This window comes from Pseudomonas sp. TWR2-1-1 (genome assembly GCF_049897045.1).
GTDB classification, from domain to species: Bacteria; Pseudomonadota; Gammaproteobacteria; order Pseudomonadales; family Pseudomonadaceae; genus Aquipseudomonas; species Aquipseudomonas versuta.
In genome coordinates this window covers 70,050-86,891 of the sequence record NZ_JAFCVM010000012.1, presented here as the reverse complement: position 1 = coordinate 86,891, position 16,842 = coordinate 70,050, and the positions used below count along the sequence as shown (strand labels likewise).

At 59.8% G+C, this 16,842-nt stretch carries 19 protein-coding genes; 12 read left to right on the top strand and 7 right to left on the bottom strand.

The window, feature by feature from the left end; all coding sequences use genetic code 11:
- The first annotated feature begins 2 nt into the window (after positions 1 to 2).
- The 5 genes from tssE (at position 3) to ACP7BO_RS22610 (ending at position 4,642) form a co-directional block, all read left to right on the top strand.
- The gene (gene tssE, locus ACP7BO_RS22630; protein WP_397457140.1) at positions 3 to 443 is read left to right on the top strand and encodes a type VI secretion system baseplate subunit TssE; all 441 of its coding nucleotides are present in this window, start codon (positions 3 to 5) and stop codon (positions 441 to 443) included.
- Positions 444 to 464: 21 nt separating this feature from the next.
- Entirely contained in the window at positions 465 to 1,610 is a 1,146-nt protein-coding gene (locus tag ACP7BO_RS22625) for an OmpA family protein (RefSeq protein ID WP_426212831.1), read from the top strand.
- A gap of 104 nt (positions 1,611 to 1,714) precedes the next feature.
- The gene (locus tag ACP7BO_RS22620) at positions 1,715 to 2,149 is read left to right on the top strand and encodes a hypothetical protein (protein WP_426212830.1); all 435 of its coding nucleotides are present in this window, start codon (positions 1,715 to 1,717) and stop codon (positions 2,147 to 2,149) included.
- Entirely contained in the window at positions 2,146 to 3,606 is a 1,461-nt protein-coding gene (locus tag ACP7BO_RS22615) for an RAD55 family ATPase (RefSeq protein ID WP_426212829.1), read from the top strand. Before ACP7BO_RS22620 ends, ACP7BO_RS22615 begins: the two co-directional genes overlap by 4 nt.
- Positions 3,607 to 3,616: 10 nt before the next feature.
- On the top strand, positions 3,617 to 4,642 hold the full coding sequence (locus ACP7BO_RS22610) for a sensor histidine kinase (RefSeq protein WP_426212828.1): 1,026 nt from the start codon (positions 3,617 to 3,619) through the stop codon (positions 4,640 to 4,642).
- Positions 4,643 to 4,685: 43 nt separating this feature from the next.
- Here the strand turns inward: ACP7BO_RS22610 and ACP7BO_RS22605 are convergent, their stop codons facing one another.
- A complete protein-coding gene (locus ACP7BO_RS22605; protein WP_397457137.1) occupies positions 4,686 to 5,009 on the bottom strand; it encodes a hypothetical protein in 324 nt (107 codons plus the stop codon).
- A gap of 188 nt (positions 5,010 to 5,197) precedes the next feature.
- Entirely contained in the window at positions 5,198 to 6,208 is a 1,011-nt protein-coding gene (locus ACP7BO_RS22600; protein WP_426212827.1) for a zinc-binding dehydrogenase, read from the bottom strand.
- Positions 6,209 to 6,664: 456 nt separating this feature from the next.
- On the opposite strand from ACP7BO_RS22600, the gene ACP7BO_RS22595 reads away from it, so the two are divergent.
- The 5 genes from ACP7BO_RS22595 to ACP7BO_RS22575 all read left to right on the top strand — a co-directional run bounded on the left by ACP7BO_RS22595 (position 6,665) and on the right by ACP7BO_RS22575 (position 9,547).
- Positions 6,665 to 7,354: an HAD-IA family hydrolase gene (locus ACP7BO_RS22595; protein WP_426212826.1), complete on the top strand. Its 690-nt coding sequence runs from the start codon at positions 6,665 to 6,667 to the stop codon at positions 7,352 to 7,354.
- 117 nt (positions 7,355 to 7,471) lie between these two features.
- On the top strand, positions 7,472 to 8,131 hold the full coding sequence (locus ACP7BO_RS22590; RefSeq protein ID WP_426212825.1) for a M24 family metallopeptidase: 660 nt from the start codon (positions 7,472 to 7,474) through the stop codon (positions 8,129 to 8,131).
- A gap of 26 nt (positions 8,132 to 8,157) precedes the next feature.
- Entirely contained in the window at positions 8,158 to 8,508 is a 351-nt protein-coding gene (locus tag ACP7BO_RS22585) for a gamma-glutamylcyclotransferase family protein (protein ID WP_426212824.1), read from the top strand.
- A gap of 168 nt (positions 8,509 to 8,676) precedes the next feature.
- On the top strand, positions 8,677 to 9,057 hold the full coding sequence (locus ACP7BO_RS22580; protein ID WP_060693267.1) for a RidA family protein: 381 nt from the start codon (positions 8,677 to 8,679) through the stop codon (positions 9,055 to 9,057).
- A gap of 28 nt (positions 9,058 to 9,085) precedes the next feature.
- Entirely contained in the window at positions 9,086 to 9,547 is a 462-nt protein-coding gene (locus ACP7BO_RS22575) for an Lrp/AsnC family transcriptional regulator (RefSeq protein WP_060693265.1), read from the top strand.
- A gap of 231 nt (positions 9,548 to 9,778) precedes the next feature.
- On the opposite strand, the gene metC is transcribed toward ACP7BO_RS22575, so the two are convergent.
- Together metC and ACP7BO_RS22565 are read right to left on the bottom strand one after the other, a co-directional pair.
- Positions 9,779 to 10,960, bottom strand: a complete 1,182-nt coding sequence (gene metC, locus ACP7BO_RS22570) for a cystathionine beta-lyase (RefSeq protein WP_426212823.1) — start codon at positions 10,958 to 10,960, stop codon at positions 9,779 to 9,781.
- A gap of 167 nt (positions 10,961 to 11,127) precedes the next feature.
- Positions 11,128 to 11,331, bottom strand: coding sequence for a hypothetical protein (locus tag ACP7BO_RS22565; RefSeq protein WP_426212822.1), 204 nt, complete (start codon positions 11,329 to 11,331; stop codon positions 11,128 to 11,130).
- Positions 11,332 to 11,460: 129 nt separating this feature from the next.
- Between ACP7BO_RS22565 and ACP7BO_RS22560 the strand changes: the two genes are divergently transcribed.
- Both ACP7BO_RS22560 and ACP7BO_RS22555 read left to right on the top strand, forming a co-directional pair.
- Complete coding sequence (locus tag ACP7BO_RS22560; RefSeq protein WP_060693259.1) at positions 11,461 to 11,889, top strand: (R)-mandelonitrile lyase; 429 nt, start codon at positions 11,461 to 11,463, stop codon at positions 11,887 to 11,889.
- A 296-nt stretch (positions 11,890 to 12,185) separates the two neighbouring features.
- Positions 12,186 to 14,306 carry a TonB-dependent receptor family protein gene (locus tag ACP7BO_RS22555; RefSeq protein WP_426212821.1) on the top strand — a complete coding sequence of 707 codons (2,121 nt, stop codon included), beginning with the start codon at positions 12,186 to 12,188 and terminating at the stop codon, positions 14,304 to 14,306.
- A 15-nt stretch (positions 14,307 to 14,321) separates the two neighbouring features.
- On the opposite strand, the gene pcp is transcribed toward ACP7BO_RS22555, so the two are convergent.
- The 3 genes from pcp to ACP7BO_RS22540 are packed head-to-tail and all read right to left on the bottom strand — an operon-like array spanning position 14,322 to position 16,650.
- Positions 14,322 to 14,963, bottom strand: a complete 642-nt coding sequence (pcp, locus tag ACP7BO_RS22550) for a pyroglutamyl-peptidase I (protein WP_397457130.1) — start codon at positions 14,961 to 14,963, stop codon at positions 14,322 to 14,324.
- Positions 14,964 to 14,971: 8 nt separating this feature from the next.
- Positions 14,972 to 15,922 (bottom strand): DUF979 domain-containing protein, encoded by a 951-nt coding sequence (locus ACP7BO_RS22545; protein WP_397457129.1) that lies wholly within the window; start codon positions 15,920 to 15,922, stop codon positions 14,972 to 14,974.
- On the bottom strand, positions 15,919 to 16,650 hold the full coding sequence (locus tag ACP7BO_RS22540; protein ID WP_426212820.1) for a DUF969 domain-containing protein: 732 nt from the start codon (positions 16,648 to 16,650) through the stop codon (positions 15,919 to 15,921). Before ACP7BO_RS22540 ends, ACP7BO_RS22545 begins: the two co-directional genes overlap by 4 nt.
- Positions 16,651 to 16,842: the final 192 nt, after the last annotated feature.

The following is a 16,842-nucleotide window of genomic DNA, read 5'->3' as shown; positions in this document are numbered from 1 at the left end:
CCGTGAGCCAGATCAATCCTTCGCTCTACGAAACGCTGCTGCAGAATTTCGACGGCGAGCTGGACCTTTACAGCGTCCCGGAAGAGGACCAGTACACCCTGTCAGTGCTGGACAACCTGCAACGCATCCTCAACAGCCGGGCAGGGTCGCTCAGCCACCTGCCGGACTACGGCTTGCCGGACATGGGCCTGACCCTGCAAGGACTGCCAGGCGCCGCGCACGAGCTGATGGGCACGCTGAGCAACACCTTGCTCAAGTACGAGCCGCGCCTGGCTGCGCTGCATATCGACCTGCTGGAGCAGACCCGTCCGGGTCATCTGGAATATGCCCTGCATGCGCAGCTCAAAGGGGGCGGGCAGGTGACCTTCGGCACGAGTCTGGGGGCCGAAGGCAAAGTGCTGGTGCGTCACCTGAAGCGGCAGAACTATTTGCCGCTGCCGTAAACCTCATGCAAGGGAAGCTCGATGACAGCGTTATTTGAAATGCGTATCCGCGTGGGTGGCGACCCGCGCGGTTTCAGTGAATTTACCGCGTTACGTGACGAGTTGGCCAAGTTGAGCCATCCGGCGTGCCCGGACGTTGATTGGGCCAGGGTCGAGCAGTTATGCCTGACGTTGTTCCACCACAATGGCGCAGAGCTGCAAACTGTCGCCTCTTTGACCCTGGCCCGCAGCCAGCGCTACGGCCTGGAGGGCATGGCGCAAGGCGTGACCCTGATCGAGGCGCTGTGCAGTGAATGGCCAGCCCTGTGGCCGCCAATGGTGTCGGTGCGCATGGATATCCTGGGCTGGCTGTTTGATCAGTTGCAGCCATTGCTGCGACGCCAGGAAATCACTTGGCACATGCTGCCCGCGCTTGAGCGCCTGGACAGTGAGCTGCAGCGGCTGGCCACCCGCCTGGAGAGCCTGGGGCAAGTGCCGCTGGTCACGTTGCAGGCGTTGCTGCACCAGGTTGCCAGCCTGATGCAGCGCCTGCAGCGCAACGGATTGTCGGGGGAGATGTTGCCGGTTTCGACCCGGGCGGTCGAACCGGCGCTGATCATGCCGGCGGTTCCGGTGGTAATCCTGCCCGCCAGCCCTATGCCGCAAGTGCCGCCTGACGTGGCCCGCAAGTACCGCATCGTTCTGTGGCTGCTGGGGCTGGTGGTTGCACTGGCTGTGGCCTGCGGTTTGTGGTGGTGGAGTGTGATGGCCGCTGCCAGCAGCCAGGCCCGGACCGCGCCCGACCCCGTGCGGCTGGACAGCCTGTCGCTGTTTGAAGCCGGCAGTGCCGAGCTCAAACCCGGTTCGACCAAGGTGCTGATCAATGCCCTGGACAGCATCAAGGCCCAGCCCGGCTGGCGGGTGGTGATCGTCGGGCACACCGACTCCTCGGGTGACGCGCAGCGCAATCTGCAACTTTCATATGCCCGGGCCCTGGCCGTGCGCAACTGGATGCAGCGCATGGGCGATATCCCGCACGATTGCTTTGTGGTTCAGGGTGAGGCCGGCAGGCAACCGATTGCGGCTAATGACAGCGCCCGGGGCAGAGCTGCCAACCGCAGGGTGGATATCAGTCTGGTCGCGCAAGCCGGTGTCTGCGGGCTGCCCTCGGCACAGGCGGGTATATGAGCGGTAGCGGCTGAGCCCCGGTATTGCGGCCCGCCACCGATAGGCCTGTGGTCGGCTGCAATAGGGTGTACCCTTTGATGCTGTCCACTAGATATCCGTTAGCCATGTCCACGTTAAGCGAAGAGAGCCGCCAGATCGTAGCTTCTCTGGCGCACCGTGCGGGTCCCAATGCTGACACTGCAACGACCGCTCACGCGATCATTTCAACCTTGCAGGGTATGGACGCAGCCCTCACTCCGATCATCGGTCACCAAGGGGTTGTGGCGCTTTTTCGCCGCAGCCTGCATCTGTGTATCTCCCGTCATCCCCGCTTGACCGGCACTTACGACAGTGTGCCGGGCTCCCTGGACCTGACTGCTCTGAAGGCCGTACTCAACGAGCAAAGCGAAGCCGAGGTATTTTTTTTCGGTGAAGTGCTGCTGATTACTTTCTACGAGTTGTTGACTACGTTGATCGGCCCCGCGCTCACCGCACGCCTGCTTCGTAGTGCATGGGAACCTTCTTTGAGCGACACCCCTTCGCAGGAAACTTCGCCATGAGCTCCAAAGTGACTATCAACCGCCTGGCCACCGGCGTGCCAGGACTGGACGAGGTGCTGGGCGGAGGTTTGCCGGAGTTTTCGTTCAATCTGATTGCCGGCCCGCCCGGCTGCGGCAAGACCACCCTGGCTCATCAGATGATGTTCGCCCTGGCGACACCCGAGCGTCCCGCGCTGTTCTTTACGGTGCTTGGCGAACCGCCTCTGAAGATGCTGCGGTATCAGCAGCAATTCGATTTTTTTGACAGCGAAGCGATCAACCGCTCGATTCGCTATATCAACCTGGCTGACGACACCCTTGCCGGGGACCTGGACGAAGTGCTGCGGCGCATTGTCAGCGAGGTGCAGATGCACTCTCCGGCGCTGGTGTTCGTCGACTCGTTCCGTTCAGTGGTGCTGGCCAGCCAGACCCAGGACAACCCGAACAACAACCTGCCGCAGTTCGTTCAGCAACTGGGCATGTTGATGACGACCTGGCAGGCCACCACCTTTCTGATTGGCGAGTACTTCACCGAGACTGATACCAATCCGATCTTCACCGTGGCCGACGGCCTGATCTGGCTGCGCCAGAGCGTTCAGCGCAACTCCATGGTGCGCAAGATGGAAATCATGAAGATGCGCGGCCAGCCGACCTTGCCCGGGCTGCATACCTTCCGTATCGCCCAATCGGGGATCAAGGTGTTTGCCCCGGCAACCCCAGATTTCAGTGGTGCTGCGCTTGAATACCCGATCAAGCGCCTGAAAATGGGCGTGCCATTGCTGGACGAAATGCTCGGTGGCGGTCTGCCCAGAGGTTACTCATTGCTGGTGGCGGGGCCGTCGGGCTCCGGCAAAAGCATCCTGGCGGCCACCTTCCTTGCTGAGGGTGCACGCAATGGCGAAACCGGCGTGATTGCGGTGTTCGAGCAGCGGCCCAATCACTCGCAAAATGCCACGCTTGCCAGTTTGATCGAGGGTGGTCAGGTCGGCCTGGTAGACAGCCGCGCACCGGACCTGTCGATCGATGAAATTGTTCATTTGCTGTTGAGCGAGATCAGCCGGCTGAAAGCGACCCGGGTCGTCATCGACTCGCTTTCCGGTTTCGAGCTGGCACTGGCGCCGACCTTTCGCGAGGACTTTCGCGAGTCGCTGTCGCGCATGGTCAGCGCATTGACCAGTGTCGGAGTCAGCGTGTTGCTGACTTCGGAGCTGGAAGACCGCTACACCGACCTGCGATTCAGCCCCTATGGCACGGCGTTTCTGACCGATGCAATCATCGTCCAGCGCTATATCGAAGTGCAAAGTCGCCTGTTGCGCATCATGGCCGTGGTCAAGGTCCGGGCCAGTGCTCATTCCAATGAACTGCGCCTGTATAGCATCGACGATAACGGCCTGCAGGTCGGCGAAATGTTGCCGGAGCAGGAAGGTCTGCTCGGTGGGCGGCCCACCCGGCGCAACCTGTGCCAAGACGATGGATGAGTAAAACAACATGAACGAGGGCAATGGCGAAAATGATCGGGCGGTGTCTGCAGCCGCTCGTGAACTGTTTCTGATTGGCCAGCGCACCGTTGAAGCGCGCGCGGTGTTGGCGGCGCTGAATAAAGAATTGAGCGAAGCCAATACCCGGCTGGTGGACAGCCAGCATGTCGAGCAGCTGATCGAGGCCAACCAGCAATTGGTGCTGTCGATTTTGCTGGCCCAGGCCGAGGCCGAAAAACCGAAACTCACGCTGGTAGAGCAACAGCTGTATCTGAAAATGCGTGAAGCCAATGAACAATTGGTGATGGCGGCCCTCAGCGCGCAACATCTCCAGGACCTGGCCGAGCAGTCACTGAAACAGCAGCGCAATGTTCTGACGCTGGTGGCTCACGAACTGCGTAATCCATTGACCCCGATCAGCCTGATTGCCGGCCGCCTAGTGCGGGTGCCGAGTGAAGAGCTGCCGCGCATGCAAAAACTGATCGAAGATCAGGTACTGCATATGTCGCGCCTGGTGGAAGATCTGCTCGATGTCTCGCGCGCCAACACCGGAAAATTTCGCCTCGACTGCCACATTGTCGATATGGTCCAGATCATCCAGGAGTCGATAGAGATCTGTAGCCCGGTCATGCTCGCCCACAACCTGAATTTCACTGCCGTGCTGCCAGGATGCGCCTTGAGGGTGAACGGTGATCCCGGGCGACTCACCCAGATCCTTGGCAACCTGCTGGGCAATGCGGCCAAGTACACCCCGGCCGGTGGCAACATCAGTCTTACGGTCACCGTCGAAGGCAATGTCCTGACGCTGAGTATTTGTGATGACGGCATCGGTATTTCTACCAAAGCCTTCCCGTTTATCTTCGAGCCATTTGTACAGGACGTGCATGCGGTCGGCTTTAGCGGCGGAGGCCTGGGGATTGGCCTGACAGTGGTCCGCGAACTGGTTGAAGCGCATGGCGGTTCAGTCACCGGCAAGAGTGACGGGGATGGCAAGGGCAGTGAATTCGTGGTGAAACTGCCGCTGGTACAGGACTGACCTGTTGCCAGCCCTGAGGGGGTAAACGACAGCGCAGCCGCTATCAGCTGACGCCCAGACTCTTGGATAACCTCTGTTCTGCTGCCACGAATGCCGGAGTCTTGCCGGCATCTGCATAGACCTCCTCACCGTCTTCAACCCTTATCACTTCAGTGCCTTGCACATAGGGCATGGATTTCTCTGCTTCCTTGACCGCTGAGTGGATAAGCCCCTCAGTGATGGTCGCTTCATCCAGGCCATAGGCTTGTGCCAGTGCCTTGATCTTGACCAGGTCATGTTTATCAAGGGTCAGGGTGTATTCCACCCGTTCGCCGGATTCCCGGGCTTTAGATTCCCAGTTGCTGAGCATGTGCTTGAAGGTGTCCATGAAGTGCGCCCCGCTTGACTGTAGATACGTGCAGTATCTGACTGTAGCTGGAGAAATAGGTTCGGTGGGCAGCCAGCCCCTGACCCGGGTCGGACCAACCCCCGTGGGAGCTGGCTTGCCAGCGCTGCGGCTTTGCAGCGCCCGCAGGTGCAACATCCACCCCGCAACCCTGCGGGAGCAGCCGGCTTTTACGCCTGCGGCAAAATGGGCGTTGAAGGGGGCAGGCAGGCGATCCACTTGCCACCGGCGCCTTTTTTCAGTTCCTGCAAGGCCTGTGGCAGTTGCTGGAAATCAAAGCGCTGCAGTCCGGGGCCAAACAGACTGCCTTCCAGCAGGGCGCCCAGTAGTCGTTCGCCGTTGTGGCGCAGTTGCTGGCGATCATTGAGACCGGCATGGGCGTGAAAACTGTTGAGCGCCACTTCATGCAATGAAATCGCTGTGCTGAAGGCCGGTAATGGCGCAACGTCCTGACGATCCTGAATGCACACCAGGTGCCCGTTGTAACCCAGCATCGGTGCCAGAGTGGCAGCGTGCGCGCCGCTGACGGTATCGAATATCGCGTGCAATCTGCGTTCGCCCAACGTCGTTTGCAGGGCGTGCTGCCAAGTGTCCTGTCGGTAATCAAACACCCCGGCGGCACCCAGTGTCTTCAGGCTGGCATGGTGCGCTGCAGACGCCGTGGCCCAGACCCGAAAGCCACGTTGTACCGCGAGTTGAACCAGGAACAGGCCGACAGCGCCTCCGGCCCCCACCACCAGTACGTCGCTGGATGTGGCTGGCGGTATTTTTTCCAGTGCCTGCCAGGCGGTCAGGCCGGGGCAGGGCAGTGCCGCGGCATGGCGGTCATCCAGGGCCGCAGGCACCAGCAGGACGCTGGCCGCCTCAAGCATGCAGTACTCGGCGAAACTGCCGTCGCGCTCCAGTGACTGGTGATACGCCACCCGGGTGCCCGGTTTGATGTTTACACCGGTTCCTGCAGCCACCACCACCCCCATTCCATCCACGCCCGGTACGCGACCGGTTTGCCATGCAGGGTGACCGCCCTCAATGATTTTCCAGTCCACCGGGTTCAATGCGATGGCGCGGTTGGCAACCAACACTTCGCCTGCGGCGGGCTGTAAAAGCGGTTTGCGGATCAGCTGTAAACCGTCGATACCTTTGCCCGGGTTCCAGGCCCAGGCAGCAAAATCAGTATTCATGATGACTCCTTCTATGGGTTCAATGCGGGCCGCATGCCAACAGGGTAGTGTCTGCGCCGGCGATGCCGGGAAACACAGTGATTGCAGAATTACTGTTTTGCCGGCCAGTCATTAATCCGCCGGTGCCATCAGTGCCCATATGGGCTTGATGGTGATTGCTGACGAGCACTGCTATGCCCCCATCGCTGGCAAGCCAGCTCCCACAGGTCAGCATTGCCAGGTAAATCCAGAGTTCACCACGCCCTTGTAGGAGCTGGCTTGCCAGCTCCTACAGGTCAGCATTGCCAGGTAAATCCAGAGTTCATCACGCCCTTGTGGGAGCTGGCTTGCCAGCGATGGGGGCGCGGAATTTGTCAGCGGTCAAGGCGATACTTATTTCTCTTGCCGCTGGCATTCAGGCAAGCCGGGCCGTTATTGTGCTGAATCCTTTTAGTCCCTTGCCATGGATCTGTTGTGATGAACGTACCGCGCACTGTTGTCGGCCCGATCAAGGCCGTGATTTTCGATATGGACGGGTTGTTGCTGGATACCGAGGGTATCTACAGCGAAGTGACACAGATCATCGCTGCACGCTACGGCCGAACCTACGGCTGGGACATCAAGCAGCAAATCATCGGTCGCGGAGCCCGGGACCTGGCCGCGATTCTGATCAAGGCCCTGGAATTGCCGCTCACGGTGGACGAGTTTCTGCTCGTGCGCGAACCGCTGCTGAGCGAGCGTTTCCCCAAGGCCCTGGGCATGCCGGGCGCCGAAGCGCTGGTGCGGCACTTGCAGGCGCATAAGATCCCGATTGCAGTGGGCACCAGTTCGTCGCGCGATTCCCTTGCGCACAAGACCACCTTGCACCGCGAATGGTTTGAACTGTTCGACACCATTGTGACCGCCGACGATCCTGAGGTCGGCGCGGCCAAGCCGGCTCCCGATATCTTTCTCACGGCTGCCCGGCGTCTGGGCGTTGCACCTGAAGATTGCCTGGTGTTCGAGGATTCGCCCTTTGGCGTGACCGCCGCCAAGGCCGCAAACATGGCCGCCATTGCGGTGCCCGATGAGGCCATGGCCGACAGCAAATACCATCACGCCGACCAGATTTTGCGCCAGCTGGCGGATGTTGATCTCGCCGCCTATGGCTTGCCGCCATTGCGCTGAGAGATCGGCATTGGGGTTGATCGAGTCGGCAGCAAAAAATTCTGATATCGGCGTTCATGGACATCGCTATATAGTTATAGATATAGCGATTGACCCCGTGGATACAGGAGTAACGCCGTGGTTGCACAACCCAAAGAGGCCGTAGGCCCCAGCTACAACATTGAGTCCATGCGTCATGCTCAGGCGATGACCTGGTGCGCCATCGAACGCCTGTCAGCCCTGATCCGGCCCGGCATGCGCGAGTCCGAGGCGCAAGCGGCGGGCAAACAGGTGCTCGCGGAACTGGACATGCAGCGGATCTGGCATCCGTTGCTGGTGCGATTTGGGGCCAATACCCTGAAGACCTTCAAGCAGCGGTCAGAAGGCGATCCGGTGCTGGGTGAAGACGATATTTTCTTTATCGACATGGGGGCGGTGTGGGAGGGCCATGAGGGCGACGCCGGAGCGACCTTCGTTACCGGTAATGATCCGCAAATGGCTGCCTGTGCCGAGGCGGCAAAAGAGTTGTTCGATCGCGTGCAATTGAAATGGCGCAACGAGCAGGTGGTGGGCCTTGAGTTGTATCGCTATGCCCAAGAGCAGGCTCAGGCAATGGGCTGGGTCTTGAACCTCAATATCAAGGGCCACCGGGTCAGCGATTTCCCCCATGCCGTTCACCGGGGCGGTGACCTGGGGGATTTTGAACATTACCCCAATCAAGGGCTGTGGATTCTGGAAATCCAGATTGCCCACCCGGACCTGCCTTACGGCGCATTTTTTGAAGACTTGCTGGCTTGACCAACCGTTTTTAATGGAGACCCATGATGCAAACCACAGTTAACCCGGTGCTGCTTTTTTCCTATGGCACCTTGCAGGACCCGGCCGTGCAACTGGCCAATTTTGGTCGCGAACTGGCAGGCCAGGCGGATCAGATGACCGGCTACAAGCAGTCATGGGTCGAGATCACCGACCCGCAGGTTCTCGCCACCAGCGGCAAGACCCATCATCCCATCGTGAGTGTCAGCACCAACCTTGATGACCGGGTGGCGGGCATGGTGTTCCGGATATCGGAGCAGGAACTGGCTGCGGCAGATGCCTACGAAGTGGCGGACTATCAGCGAGTTGCCGTAGCGCTGGCGTCCGGGCTCACGGCCTGGGTGTATGTGAAGGCCTGATCAGGGCAGGCCATGTCTGCAACAGACATGGCCTGCCGTGCGCTGCTGTTCATTGCCGGCCCCGGGGTTTAGCCATGCGGATATTCGGGCTGAATCAGCAATGACGGACGCAGAGGCTGTAAACTGTGGCGCTTCAACGTGACAGCCCCCCTACAAAAAGAGAGTTACATGGCCAACCAGGACATCACCTTTACCCCCGATCCAGACACCCAGTCGATCTCCTCCGACGTGGCCGGTTTTGCCGGTTTGCTGGTTTCCACCCAGATCCCCACCCGCGCCGATGGCAGCCTGGAGCTGGGTGATATCACCCAGCAGAGCGAGTGCACGCTGCAAGCGCTGAAGGTCGCGCTGGAACGCGCGGGCAGCTCCATGGACCGGGTCATGCATCTGACCATTTACCTTACCGACATGGCCGATCGCGCGGCTTTCAACGAGGTCTACAAACGTTTCTTTGCCAAGCCGTGGCCGGTACGCGCTGCTGTGGGTGTGGCCGCACTGGCAGTCGCAGGCATGCGTGTAGAAGTGACCGCAATGGCAGCCAAGGGCTGAACAGTCCCCTCGCAAGGTAAAGACCCCCATGGACAAGCTTGACCGGGCAATCCTGCAAATTCTGCAAACCGACTGCACTCGGCCGGTGGCCGAGATTGCCGATCAGATCGGCCTGGGCAGTACGGCCTGCTGGCGGCGGATTCAGAAGCTGGAAGAGTCCGGAGTGATCCGCGCCCGGGTCGCCTTGCTGGACGGCCACAAACTCAATGTCGGGGTTGTGGTGTTCGTCTCGATCAAAACCACGCAACACAATGCTGACTGGCTGGCGCAGTTTCACGCCGCCGTCTCGGCAGTGGATGAAGTGGTGGAGGTTTACCGGATGGCGGGTGACACGGATTACCTGTTGCGGGTGGCAGTGCCTGATGTGGCGGCCTATGACGGGGTGTATAAACAGCTGATCCGTATCCCGGGCCTGGCCGACATCAGTTCGAGCTTTTCCATGGAACAAATCAAATATTCCACGCGATTGCCCCTGCGCTATGCGCCATAAACCTTAACTGCAGGCGCGGGGTTGCCGCCCCGTGAATGTTTGGCGGTGCGTAGTCGCTGACGAGGGACGAGGCTGCGATGGGCTGCGCAGCAGACCTCGTGGCCCTGCGGTCTTTCTCGCAGTCTCGTTGCACTCGTCAGCGACTACAGGCTTCGGGTGGTAACGAGCGTGACGGTCGCTGCGCAACCGGACGTAGCCTTCGGCAACTGCTACGGGGGGGGGAGGTATGGGTCAGGCCACCGCTACACAGCATTTTCCAAAGGCGATATCCAGGGCCCGGTGGAAGTCTTCGATCAGGTCGTCGATGTGTTCCAGGCCGGCATGTACCCGGATCAAATAGCCTTCGTCGGCCTGTCGGGCGCAACTGCGCACAGGCTGGCCAACCGGGACTACCAGGCTCTCGAAGCCGCCCCAGGAAAGCCCGATCCCGAACAGTTTCAAATTATCAAACAGGCGCCCCAGCATGGCTGTGTCCCGGGTGTTGACCCGTATTGAGAACAGGCCGCTGGCGCCCAGAAAATCCCGCTTCCAAAGGTCGTGCCCGGGGTCGTTGGCAAGGGCCGGGTGCAACACTTGGCTAACGCCCGGGTGCTCGCTCAGGCTTTGCGCCAGTGCCACGCCGCTGCGCCAGTGCTGTTGCAGCCGGATCGGCAGGGTGCGCAAGCCGCGCAGTGCCAGAAACAAGTCGTCCGGGCTGGCGGTCTGTCCAAAATCATGGGCCCCGGCTTTAAGGATTTCCCAGGCCCTGCGGTTGGCGGTGGCCGTGCCCAACAGGGCGTCCGAGTGGCCGACGATGTATTTGGTCGCCGCTTGAATCGACACATCAACCCCGTGTTCAAACGGCTTGAAGTACAAGGGGGAGGCCCAGGTATTGTCGAGCAGCACAAAGGCGCCTGCCGCATGGGCCGCCGCGCTGATTGCGGGCAGGTCCGCCACCTCGAACGTCAGTGAGCCCGGTGATTCGGCAAAGACCACCCGGGTGTTGGGGCGCATGAGTGCAGCAATCCCGGCGCCGATCAGCGGTGAGAAATATTCAACTTCAACCCCTAGGCGGCTCAGCACGTTGTTGGCAAACGAGCGGGTAGGGCCGTAGATGTTGTCAGTCATCAGTACATGATCGCCAGCACAGACAAAAGCCAGCAGGGCATGTGTGCAGGCCGCCAGGCCCGAAGGGAAAACCAGGCTGCCATGACCCCCTTCCAGCTCGGCCATGGCCTGTTCGAACGAACGGGTGGTGGGGGTGCCGAAGCGTCCATAGTTGGAATAAGGATTGCCATTTTTTTTGCTCGCCTCCCAGCTGGCGAAGCTGTCCGCCAGGACGGTCGAACCGCGAAAAATCGGGGTGTTGACCAGCCCGCCGAAGGCCTGCGGGGTTCTTCCGGCGTGAATGTAGCGAGTCATGGCGTCATGCATTGCGGCGGTACCTTCCTGCAAAGTGTGAGGAAAATGGTACCGGCTATTGCAGCGAAAAATATTGAATCTTTTTGTCTGTTCTAGTGCGTATGTAAAATATTATTCGCTTAAAAACTAAATAAATAGAATATAAAACTATCTAAGCAGGGTTTTGCCGGATTTGAATTTCATGGGTATGCACGGCTGTCACCAGAGAGTGCATCTGCTTTCAACGCCTGGACCACCAGAGACACCGCTTGCGAGGCCTGTCGCCGGCTCGGGTAAAAAAGGTGGTAGCCGGTATAGGTCGGGAACCAGTCTTCAAGTACCCAGTTCAGCCTTGCGTCATCGACATGGGTCCTGGCCAGCAAATCGTTAAGGTTTTCTCGCATTGATGCTCCATTGCATAAGTGCATGCCGATTTTGCCATCTAATCATAGGCCGGGCTGGTCTATACAGTAAGGGCATCAACAGGCCTGAACGGGCTGCAACCTACTTGAATCGGCTAGAGGAAAACCGCAATGGAACTCAAACGTGTTGGCTCACAACCTTCGGTTAAAGGCCCCGAGGCCTGGTTCACCGGCACTGTTCGCATCGATCCGCTGAACACTGCGCCAGAACCTTCGCGGGTTTCGGTGGCCAGCGTGACTTTTGAACCGGGGGCCCGGTCCGCCTGGCATACCCATCCGCTGGGGCAGACCCTGGTTGTGACAGCCGGCTGTGGCTGGACCCAGTGTGAAGGCGAGCCGATTGTGGAAATCCGCGCCGGTGACGTCATCTGGTGCCCCCCCGGACACAAACACTGGCACGGCGCTTCGCCAACCACCTCGATGACTCATATTGCAATCCAGGAGGCGCTGGACGGCGTGGCCGTGGTCTGGCTGGAAAAGGTCACCGATGAGGAGTATTTCGCCGGGACGGCAACGGCCGGTCACGCCCACAGCCATTGATATTGCGCACTTGTAACCCTACTGCGACCGCCCGGAATACCTCGGGCGGTCGTCTATCAATGGCTCAGACCGTGATAAGAAGTGTGCAAACTCCCGGGCAACGGAGCGCATGAAGTGCCAACTGTTGTGCGCTGTACAGTTGTTTTACAAAGTGTCGGATTGAGTGGATTCAACCCCGCTTTAGTTAACGTTTTTGCCGGTTATTTAGCTGGCATGAACCCTGCAAAGTTGATGTTCGAGCGCGACTATACCAATAGATGCTCCAACTAATTAACTGAGTCAGGGGTGTTGAATTGATGTGGCGAAAGTTCGAGAAACGCGCTCAGCGTCTTAATACGTTAGCAACGGCGTCCAGCATGGGCATGTTGCTGATGCTGGTTCAGGGTACGGCTATGGCTGCCCAGGAGACGGCCGCCAACCAGAGCCCGACGCTGGACACGGTGGTGGTCACCGGCGCTCAGGCGTCCGGGGCGCTGAAGGCTGAAAAGGCGTTGAAAAAAGTCGCGGGCAACACCGCGGTGGTGGACAACCACGAGGTGGAACGCGGGCGTGCGGCCAATGCCGAAGACGTTCTGGCCCTGCAGCCCGGAGTCTTCGCCCAGGCCACCAGCGGCTCGGGAGCGAACAAGATTTCGATTCGCGGCTCGGGCCTCAACACCTTCTATCAAGGGTACGTACTGGGGATCAAATTCCTCTATGACGGCCTGCCGCTCACCGGGCCGGGCGGTACCCAGGAGGACATGCTGGACATGGCTTCGGTGGATCACACCGAGGTGCTGTATGGCGCCAATGCTTATCTGTACTCCGCGTTGTCGCTGGGCGGCGCGATCAACTTTGTGAGCAAGACCGGACGTACCGACCCGGGCAACTATGCACGCTTGGAGGCCGGCAGTTTCGGCTATCGCAAACAGCAACTGAGCACCGGCGGGGTAGTGGGTGACAGCGACTATTACGTGAGTGTGTTGCACAACCAGCGCGACGGCTATCAGGACGATACTTCCAACAAGGGGCAGGGGCTGGTTGCCAACTTCGGTCACGTGTTCAGTCCCAAACTCGAGACCCGTTTCTTCCTGCGTTATCGCGAAGAGACCCTGACCCAGGGCAATCCTTTAACCAAGTACCAACTCAAACATGACCCTACAAGCAACGATGTTCCCACCGGGCGCAAGAAGGACGGATCGACCCTGCTGGGCAGCAAAACCACCTACACCTTTGATGACAATGCCAAGCTGGAAGTAGGGCTGGGCTATAACGATTACCCGCTGTTGAACGGCTGGCGCTACAGCGCTACGCCCCAGGACTGGCGCTCCACGGATCTGAACCTGACCCTGCGCTATCTGCGCACCGGCGATACCTTCCTCGGCCTGCCCAGCGACAGCAGCGTAACCTTCAGCACGACCCGGGCCTGGCAGGCGGATGTTAAATCGCACTTTCGGGACACCGGCAACACGCAACAAAAAACCGATTACACCGGCTCGCGCGACACGGTCTTTTCGCTGGGTAACGAGCTGCAACTGGGAGAGCGCACCTGGCTTTCTAGTGGCCTGTCGTGGATCGATATCAAGCGCAAGGCCGACATCAAATACACCACTGCGGTCAACACCAGTGAGTTCCCCAGCGGGGTTGAGTACAGCGAATACGACCTGGCTCCGCGCCTTGGCTTGCGCTACCAGCTGACACCGGAGTTTGAACTCTTTGGCAACGTCAGCCGTTCCGTTGATCCGCCGGTGACCTGGCAACTGGGCAGCACCGGCACCCCCTATATTCGCGATGTCCGGCCGCAAAAGGCCAATACCCTGGAGTTTGGCATTCGCGGCGGGCATGGCATTTTTGACGGTAGCCTGACGGTCTATCGGTCGTGGGTACACAAGGAGCTGCTGTCGGTGGTAGTACGCCCGGCGAGCGCAACCGAGGATCAGTTGATTGCCACCTCAAACGCCAGTCCGACGATTCATCAGGGGATAGAAGCAGGGCTTAATGCATTGCTCTGGGAGAATCAGAATGGCGACAGCATTGCGCTGCGCCAGGCCTATACCTACAACGATTTCCACTACCGCAACGACCCGGTGTTTGGTGACAATCAACTGCCGGGGCTGCCGCGCCAGGTGTATCAGGCCGAGCTGCAGTATCGGCAATCTGCAGGCTTTTACGCGCAACTCAATGCCCGCGCCGCTTCCAGCTATTACGTCGACTTTGCCAATACCCTTGGCGCGCCGTCCTATGTGGTCTGGGGGGCGAAGGTGGGCTACGAGGCGCCGAGCAAAAAGTGGGAGGTGTTTGTTGATGCGCGTAACTTGACCAACCAACACTACGCCACGGCTGCCAACACCACGTATGACGCCAAGGGTCAGGACTCGGCGAATTTCTTCCCCGGTGACCCGTTCAACGTCACCACGGGTGTGGCGTTCCACTTTTAGCCGCGCAGCCCTCTGTCAGCTCACCTGGCCGCCGGTTTCAAGCACGTCGTGCTCAGTGTTCAGCGCCGTTATCAGCGCGATACGCAGCCCTTGAACCATCGTCTCCAGTGCCATGGACGGCACCCCGGATTCCAGCGCTTGTTGCGCCAGCGCAGGGATATGGATAAAGCCACTGCGTACTCCCGAGCCTGCCAGTGCGTGCTGCAAGCTGTAGAACACCTGATTGCAGACAAAGGTGCCCGCCGTATGTGACACCGAGGCACCAATGCCGGCAGCCTGGATTGCCCGCACCATGGCCTTGATCGGCAAGGTACTGAAATACGCCGCAGGCCCTTGCGCCACCACCGGCGTGTCGATCGGTTGCAGGCCCAGGTTATCGGGGATCCGCGCGTCGTTGAGGTTGATCGCCACCCGCTCGACCGACACGTCGGCACGCCCGCTGGCCAGCCCTACGGCAATCACCATCTCGGGTTTGTACTCATCCAGAAACCCGGCAAGACGGGCCGGCGCTTCGGCGAAAGCGCAGGGCAACTGGCGGGCGACGATGCGCACATCATCGCTGAGTAAAATGCCGTCCAGAAGGCGCACGGCCTCCCAGGACGGGTTGATCGTATCTTGGTCGAACGGTTCAAAACCGGTCAGCAGCACGGTGCGCATGGCAGGCCTCACATCAACAGATAAAGCAGGACGATATTGACCACCAGCATCAGCAGCGCCGTTGGCATCTGGGCCTTGATCACGGCGTATTTGTCCGGCAGTTCCAGCAGGGCGACGGGCACAATGTTGAAGTTGGCCGCCATCGGCGTCATCAGGGTGCCGCAATAACCGGAAAACATGCCGATCGCTGCCATGACTGCCGGGTTGGCATCGTAGATCCCCACCAGAATAGGTACACCGACACCGCCGGTCATCACCGGGAATGCAGCAAAGCCGTTACCCATGATCACGGTAAACAGGGCCATGCCCAGTACGTAAACCATCACCGCCACCAGGCGATAGTCCATGTTGATGTAGGCGGTGGTGACGTGGGCGACAGCGGCGCCGACCCCGGCGTCATTGAACAGCAGGCCGAGCATGGCCAGCATTTGCGGCAGCACCATGGTCCAGCCAAGGGCTTCGGTCAGACGCCGGGATTCGCGCAAGCCCTGTAGCGGTGTGTCGCGGGTCAGAATGCAAGCCAGCAGCAATGCCACCATGCAGCCGATGCCCAGCGACACGAAGGTGGTGTTCTTCGGGTCGAGCAGCGGTACGCCGCCGATCTGCACGTTTTTGAGCAGGACCGAGCCAATGACCGTTACCAGCGGAATCGACAGCGCCGGGATAAACAGCTTGTGGCCCAAACGGCCGGCGCTGGCCCGTGCCGCTTTGACGTGCAGTTCGGCATGGGCCCCGCGACCGACGCCGCCGATGCCGGCAATAACCGCCATGACCAGTACCCCGACACCGACCACGAACGGCGAAAGCCGGTCGCCAATCAGAAAGACCAGCGCGAACAGCGCCCAGAACAGGCTGCTGGTCCAGCGCTTGGGGTGGGTGCGGTCTGTCGCAATCATGCCCGCAGTGATCAGCAGCAGTGCGCCGGCGAGCCAGTAGAAATACTCGATAGAAATAATCATCGTGCCAGCTCCTGCGCCGCGTCAGCATCTGCCTGGGCCACTTCGGCCATGCTGCGTGAGAGCATCAGGTCGAAGCGATACAGGCGCAATGCATGGATGATAAAGGCGCAAATGGCGGTCGGGATGCCCCAGAAGGCGATGTGCAGCGGCTCGACATTCAGCCCCGAGCCCAGCAGAAAGGTATGCATCAGGGCGATTGCACCAAAGGCGACGAAAATATCTTCGCCAAAGAACAGGCCGATGTTATCGGTGGCGGCACACATGGCCAGCACCTTGTGTCGCACCTTGTCCGGCAGCTTGCCGTATTTGTTTTCGGCAGCGCCTTCGGCCATGGGCGCGAGCAACGGGCGCACCATTTGTGGATGGCCGCCCAGGCTGGTCAGGCCCACCGCAGCGGTCGCCTCGCGCACAAACAGGTACATGATCAGCAGTCGCCCGACCGTCGCCCGCTGGAAGCTGGCGATCCAGTTTTGCGCATGCAGGCGCAAACCATGACGTTCCAGCAGGCCGATCACGGCCAGGGGTAATAGCAGAATCAGTTGCAGGGCGCGGGTCTGGAGAAAGCCTTCGCCCATCAGGGTGATGATTTTTTCCAGCGGGAAATGGGCCGCAAGGCCGGTGACGATAGCCGCCGCGCTCACCACCAGCAGTGGGTTAAAGCGCAGTACAAAGCCCGCGATGATGACGAGCACGCCAATCAGGGGCCATAGATTTACGACGGTTTGCATGAAGGGAAATCCCTTAGCTGAATGCCGCAGCACCAGGGCAGGCTGGTACGGGCAAGGCGAAAGCGGTCTGGCGCACTTTCGCAAAATCGGTACGCTGCCGGACTCAGCGTGTTTTTTTATTTTTGATGCCCGATGAGGGAGCATCATTGACCGATATGGTTGGTGGCTTTGAGCGACGCGTCCAGTCAATAA

Coding starts and splice junctions, on each gene's coding strand:
- ACP7BO_RS22625 (WP_426212831.1), top strand. CDS start 465: ATGACAGCGTTATTTGAAATGCGTATCCGCGTGGGTGGCGACCCGCGC.
- ACP7BO_RS22620 (WP_426212830.1), top strand. CDS start 1,715: ATGTCCACGTTAAGCGAAGAGAGCCGCCAGATCGTAGCTTCTCTGGCG.
- ACP7BO_RS22615 (WP_426212829.1), top strand. CDS start 2,146: ATGAGCTCCAAAGTGACTATCAACCGCCTGGCCACCGGCGTGCCAGGA.
- ACP7BO_RS22610 (WP_426212828.1), top strand. CDS start 3,617: ATGAACGAGGGCAATGGCGAAAATGATCGGGCGGTGTCTGCAGCCGCT.
- ACP7BO_RS22605 (WP_397457137.1), bottom strand. CDS start 5,009: ATGGACACCTTCAAGCACATGCTCAGCAACTGGGAATCTAAAGCCCGG.
- ACP7BO_RS22600 (WP_426212827.1), bottom strand. CDS start 6,208: ATGAATACTGATTTTGCTGCCTGGGCCTGGAACCCGGGCAAAGGTATC.
- ACP7BO_RS22595 (WP_426212826.1), top strand. CDS start 6,665: ATGAACGTACCGCGCACTGTTGTCGGCCCGATCAAGGCCGTGATTTTC.
- ACP7BO_RS22585 (WP_426212824.1), top strand. CDS start 8,158: ATGCAAACCACAGTTAACCCGGTGCTGCTTTTTTCCTATGGCACCTTG.
- ACP7BO_RS22580 (WP_060693267.1), top strand. CDS start 8,677: ATGGCCAACCAGGACATCACCTTTACCCCCGATCCAGACACCCAGTCG.
- ACP7BO_RS22575 (WP_060693265.1), top strand. CDS start 9,086: ATGGACAAGCTTGACCGGGCAATCCTGCAAATTCTGCAAACCGACTGC.
- metC (WP_426212823.1), bottom strand. CDS start 10,960: ATGCATGACGCCATGACTCGCTACATTCACGCCGGAAGAACCCCGCAG.
- ACP7BO_RS22565 (WP_426212822.1), bottom strand. CDS start 11,331: ATGCGAGAAAACCTTAACGATTTGCTGGCCAGGACCCATGTCGATGAC.
- ACP7BO_RS22560 (WP_060693259.1), top strand. CDS start 11,461: ATGGAACTCAAACGTGTTGGCTCACAACCTTCGGTTAAAGGCCCCGAG.
- ACP7BO_RS22555 (WP_426212821.1), top strand. CDS start 12,186: ATGTGGCGAAAGTTCGAGAAACGCGCTCAGCGTCTTAATACGTTAGCA.
- pcp (WP_397457130.1), bottom strand. CDS start 14,963: ATGCGCACCGTGCTGCTGACCGGTTTTGAACCGTTCGACCAAGATACG.
- ACP7BO_RS22545 (WP_397457129.1), bottom strand. CDS start 15,922: ATGATTATTTCTATCGAGTATTTCTACTGGCTCGCCGGCGCACTGCTG.
- ACP7BO_RS22540 (WP_426212820.1), bottom strand. CDS start 16,650: ATGCAAACCGTCGTAAATCTATGGCCCCTGATTGGCGTGCTCGTCATC.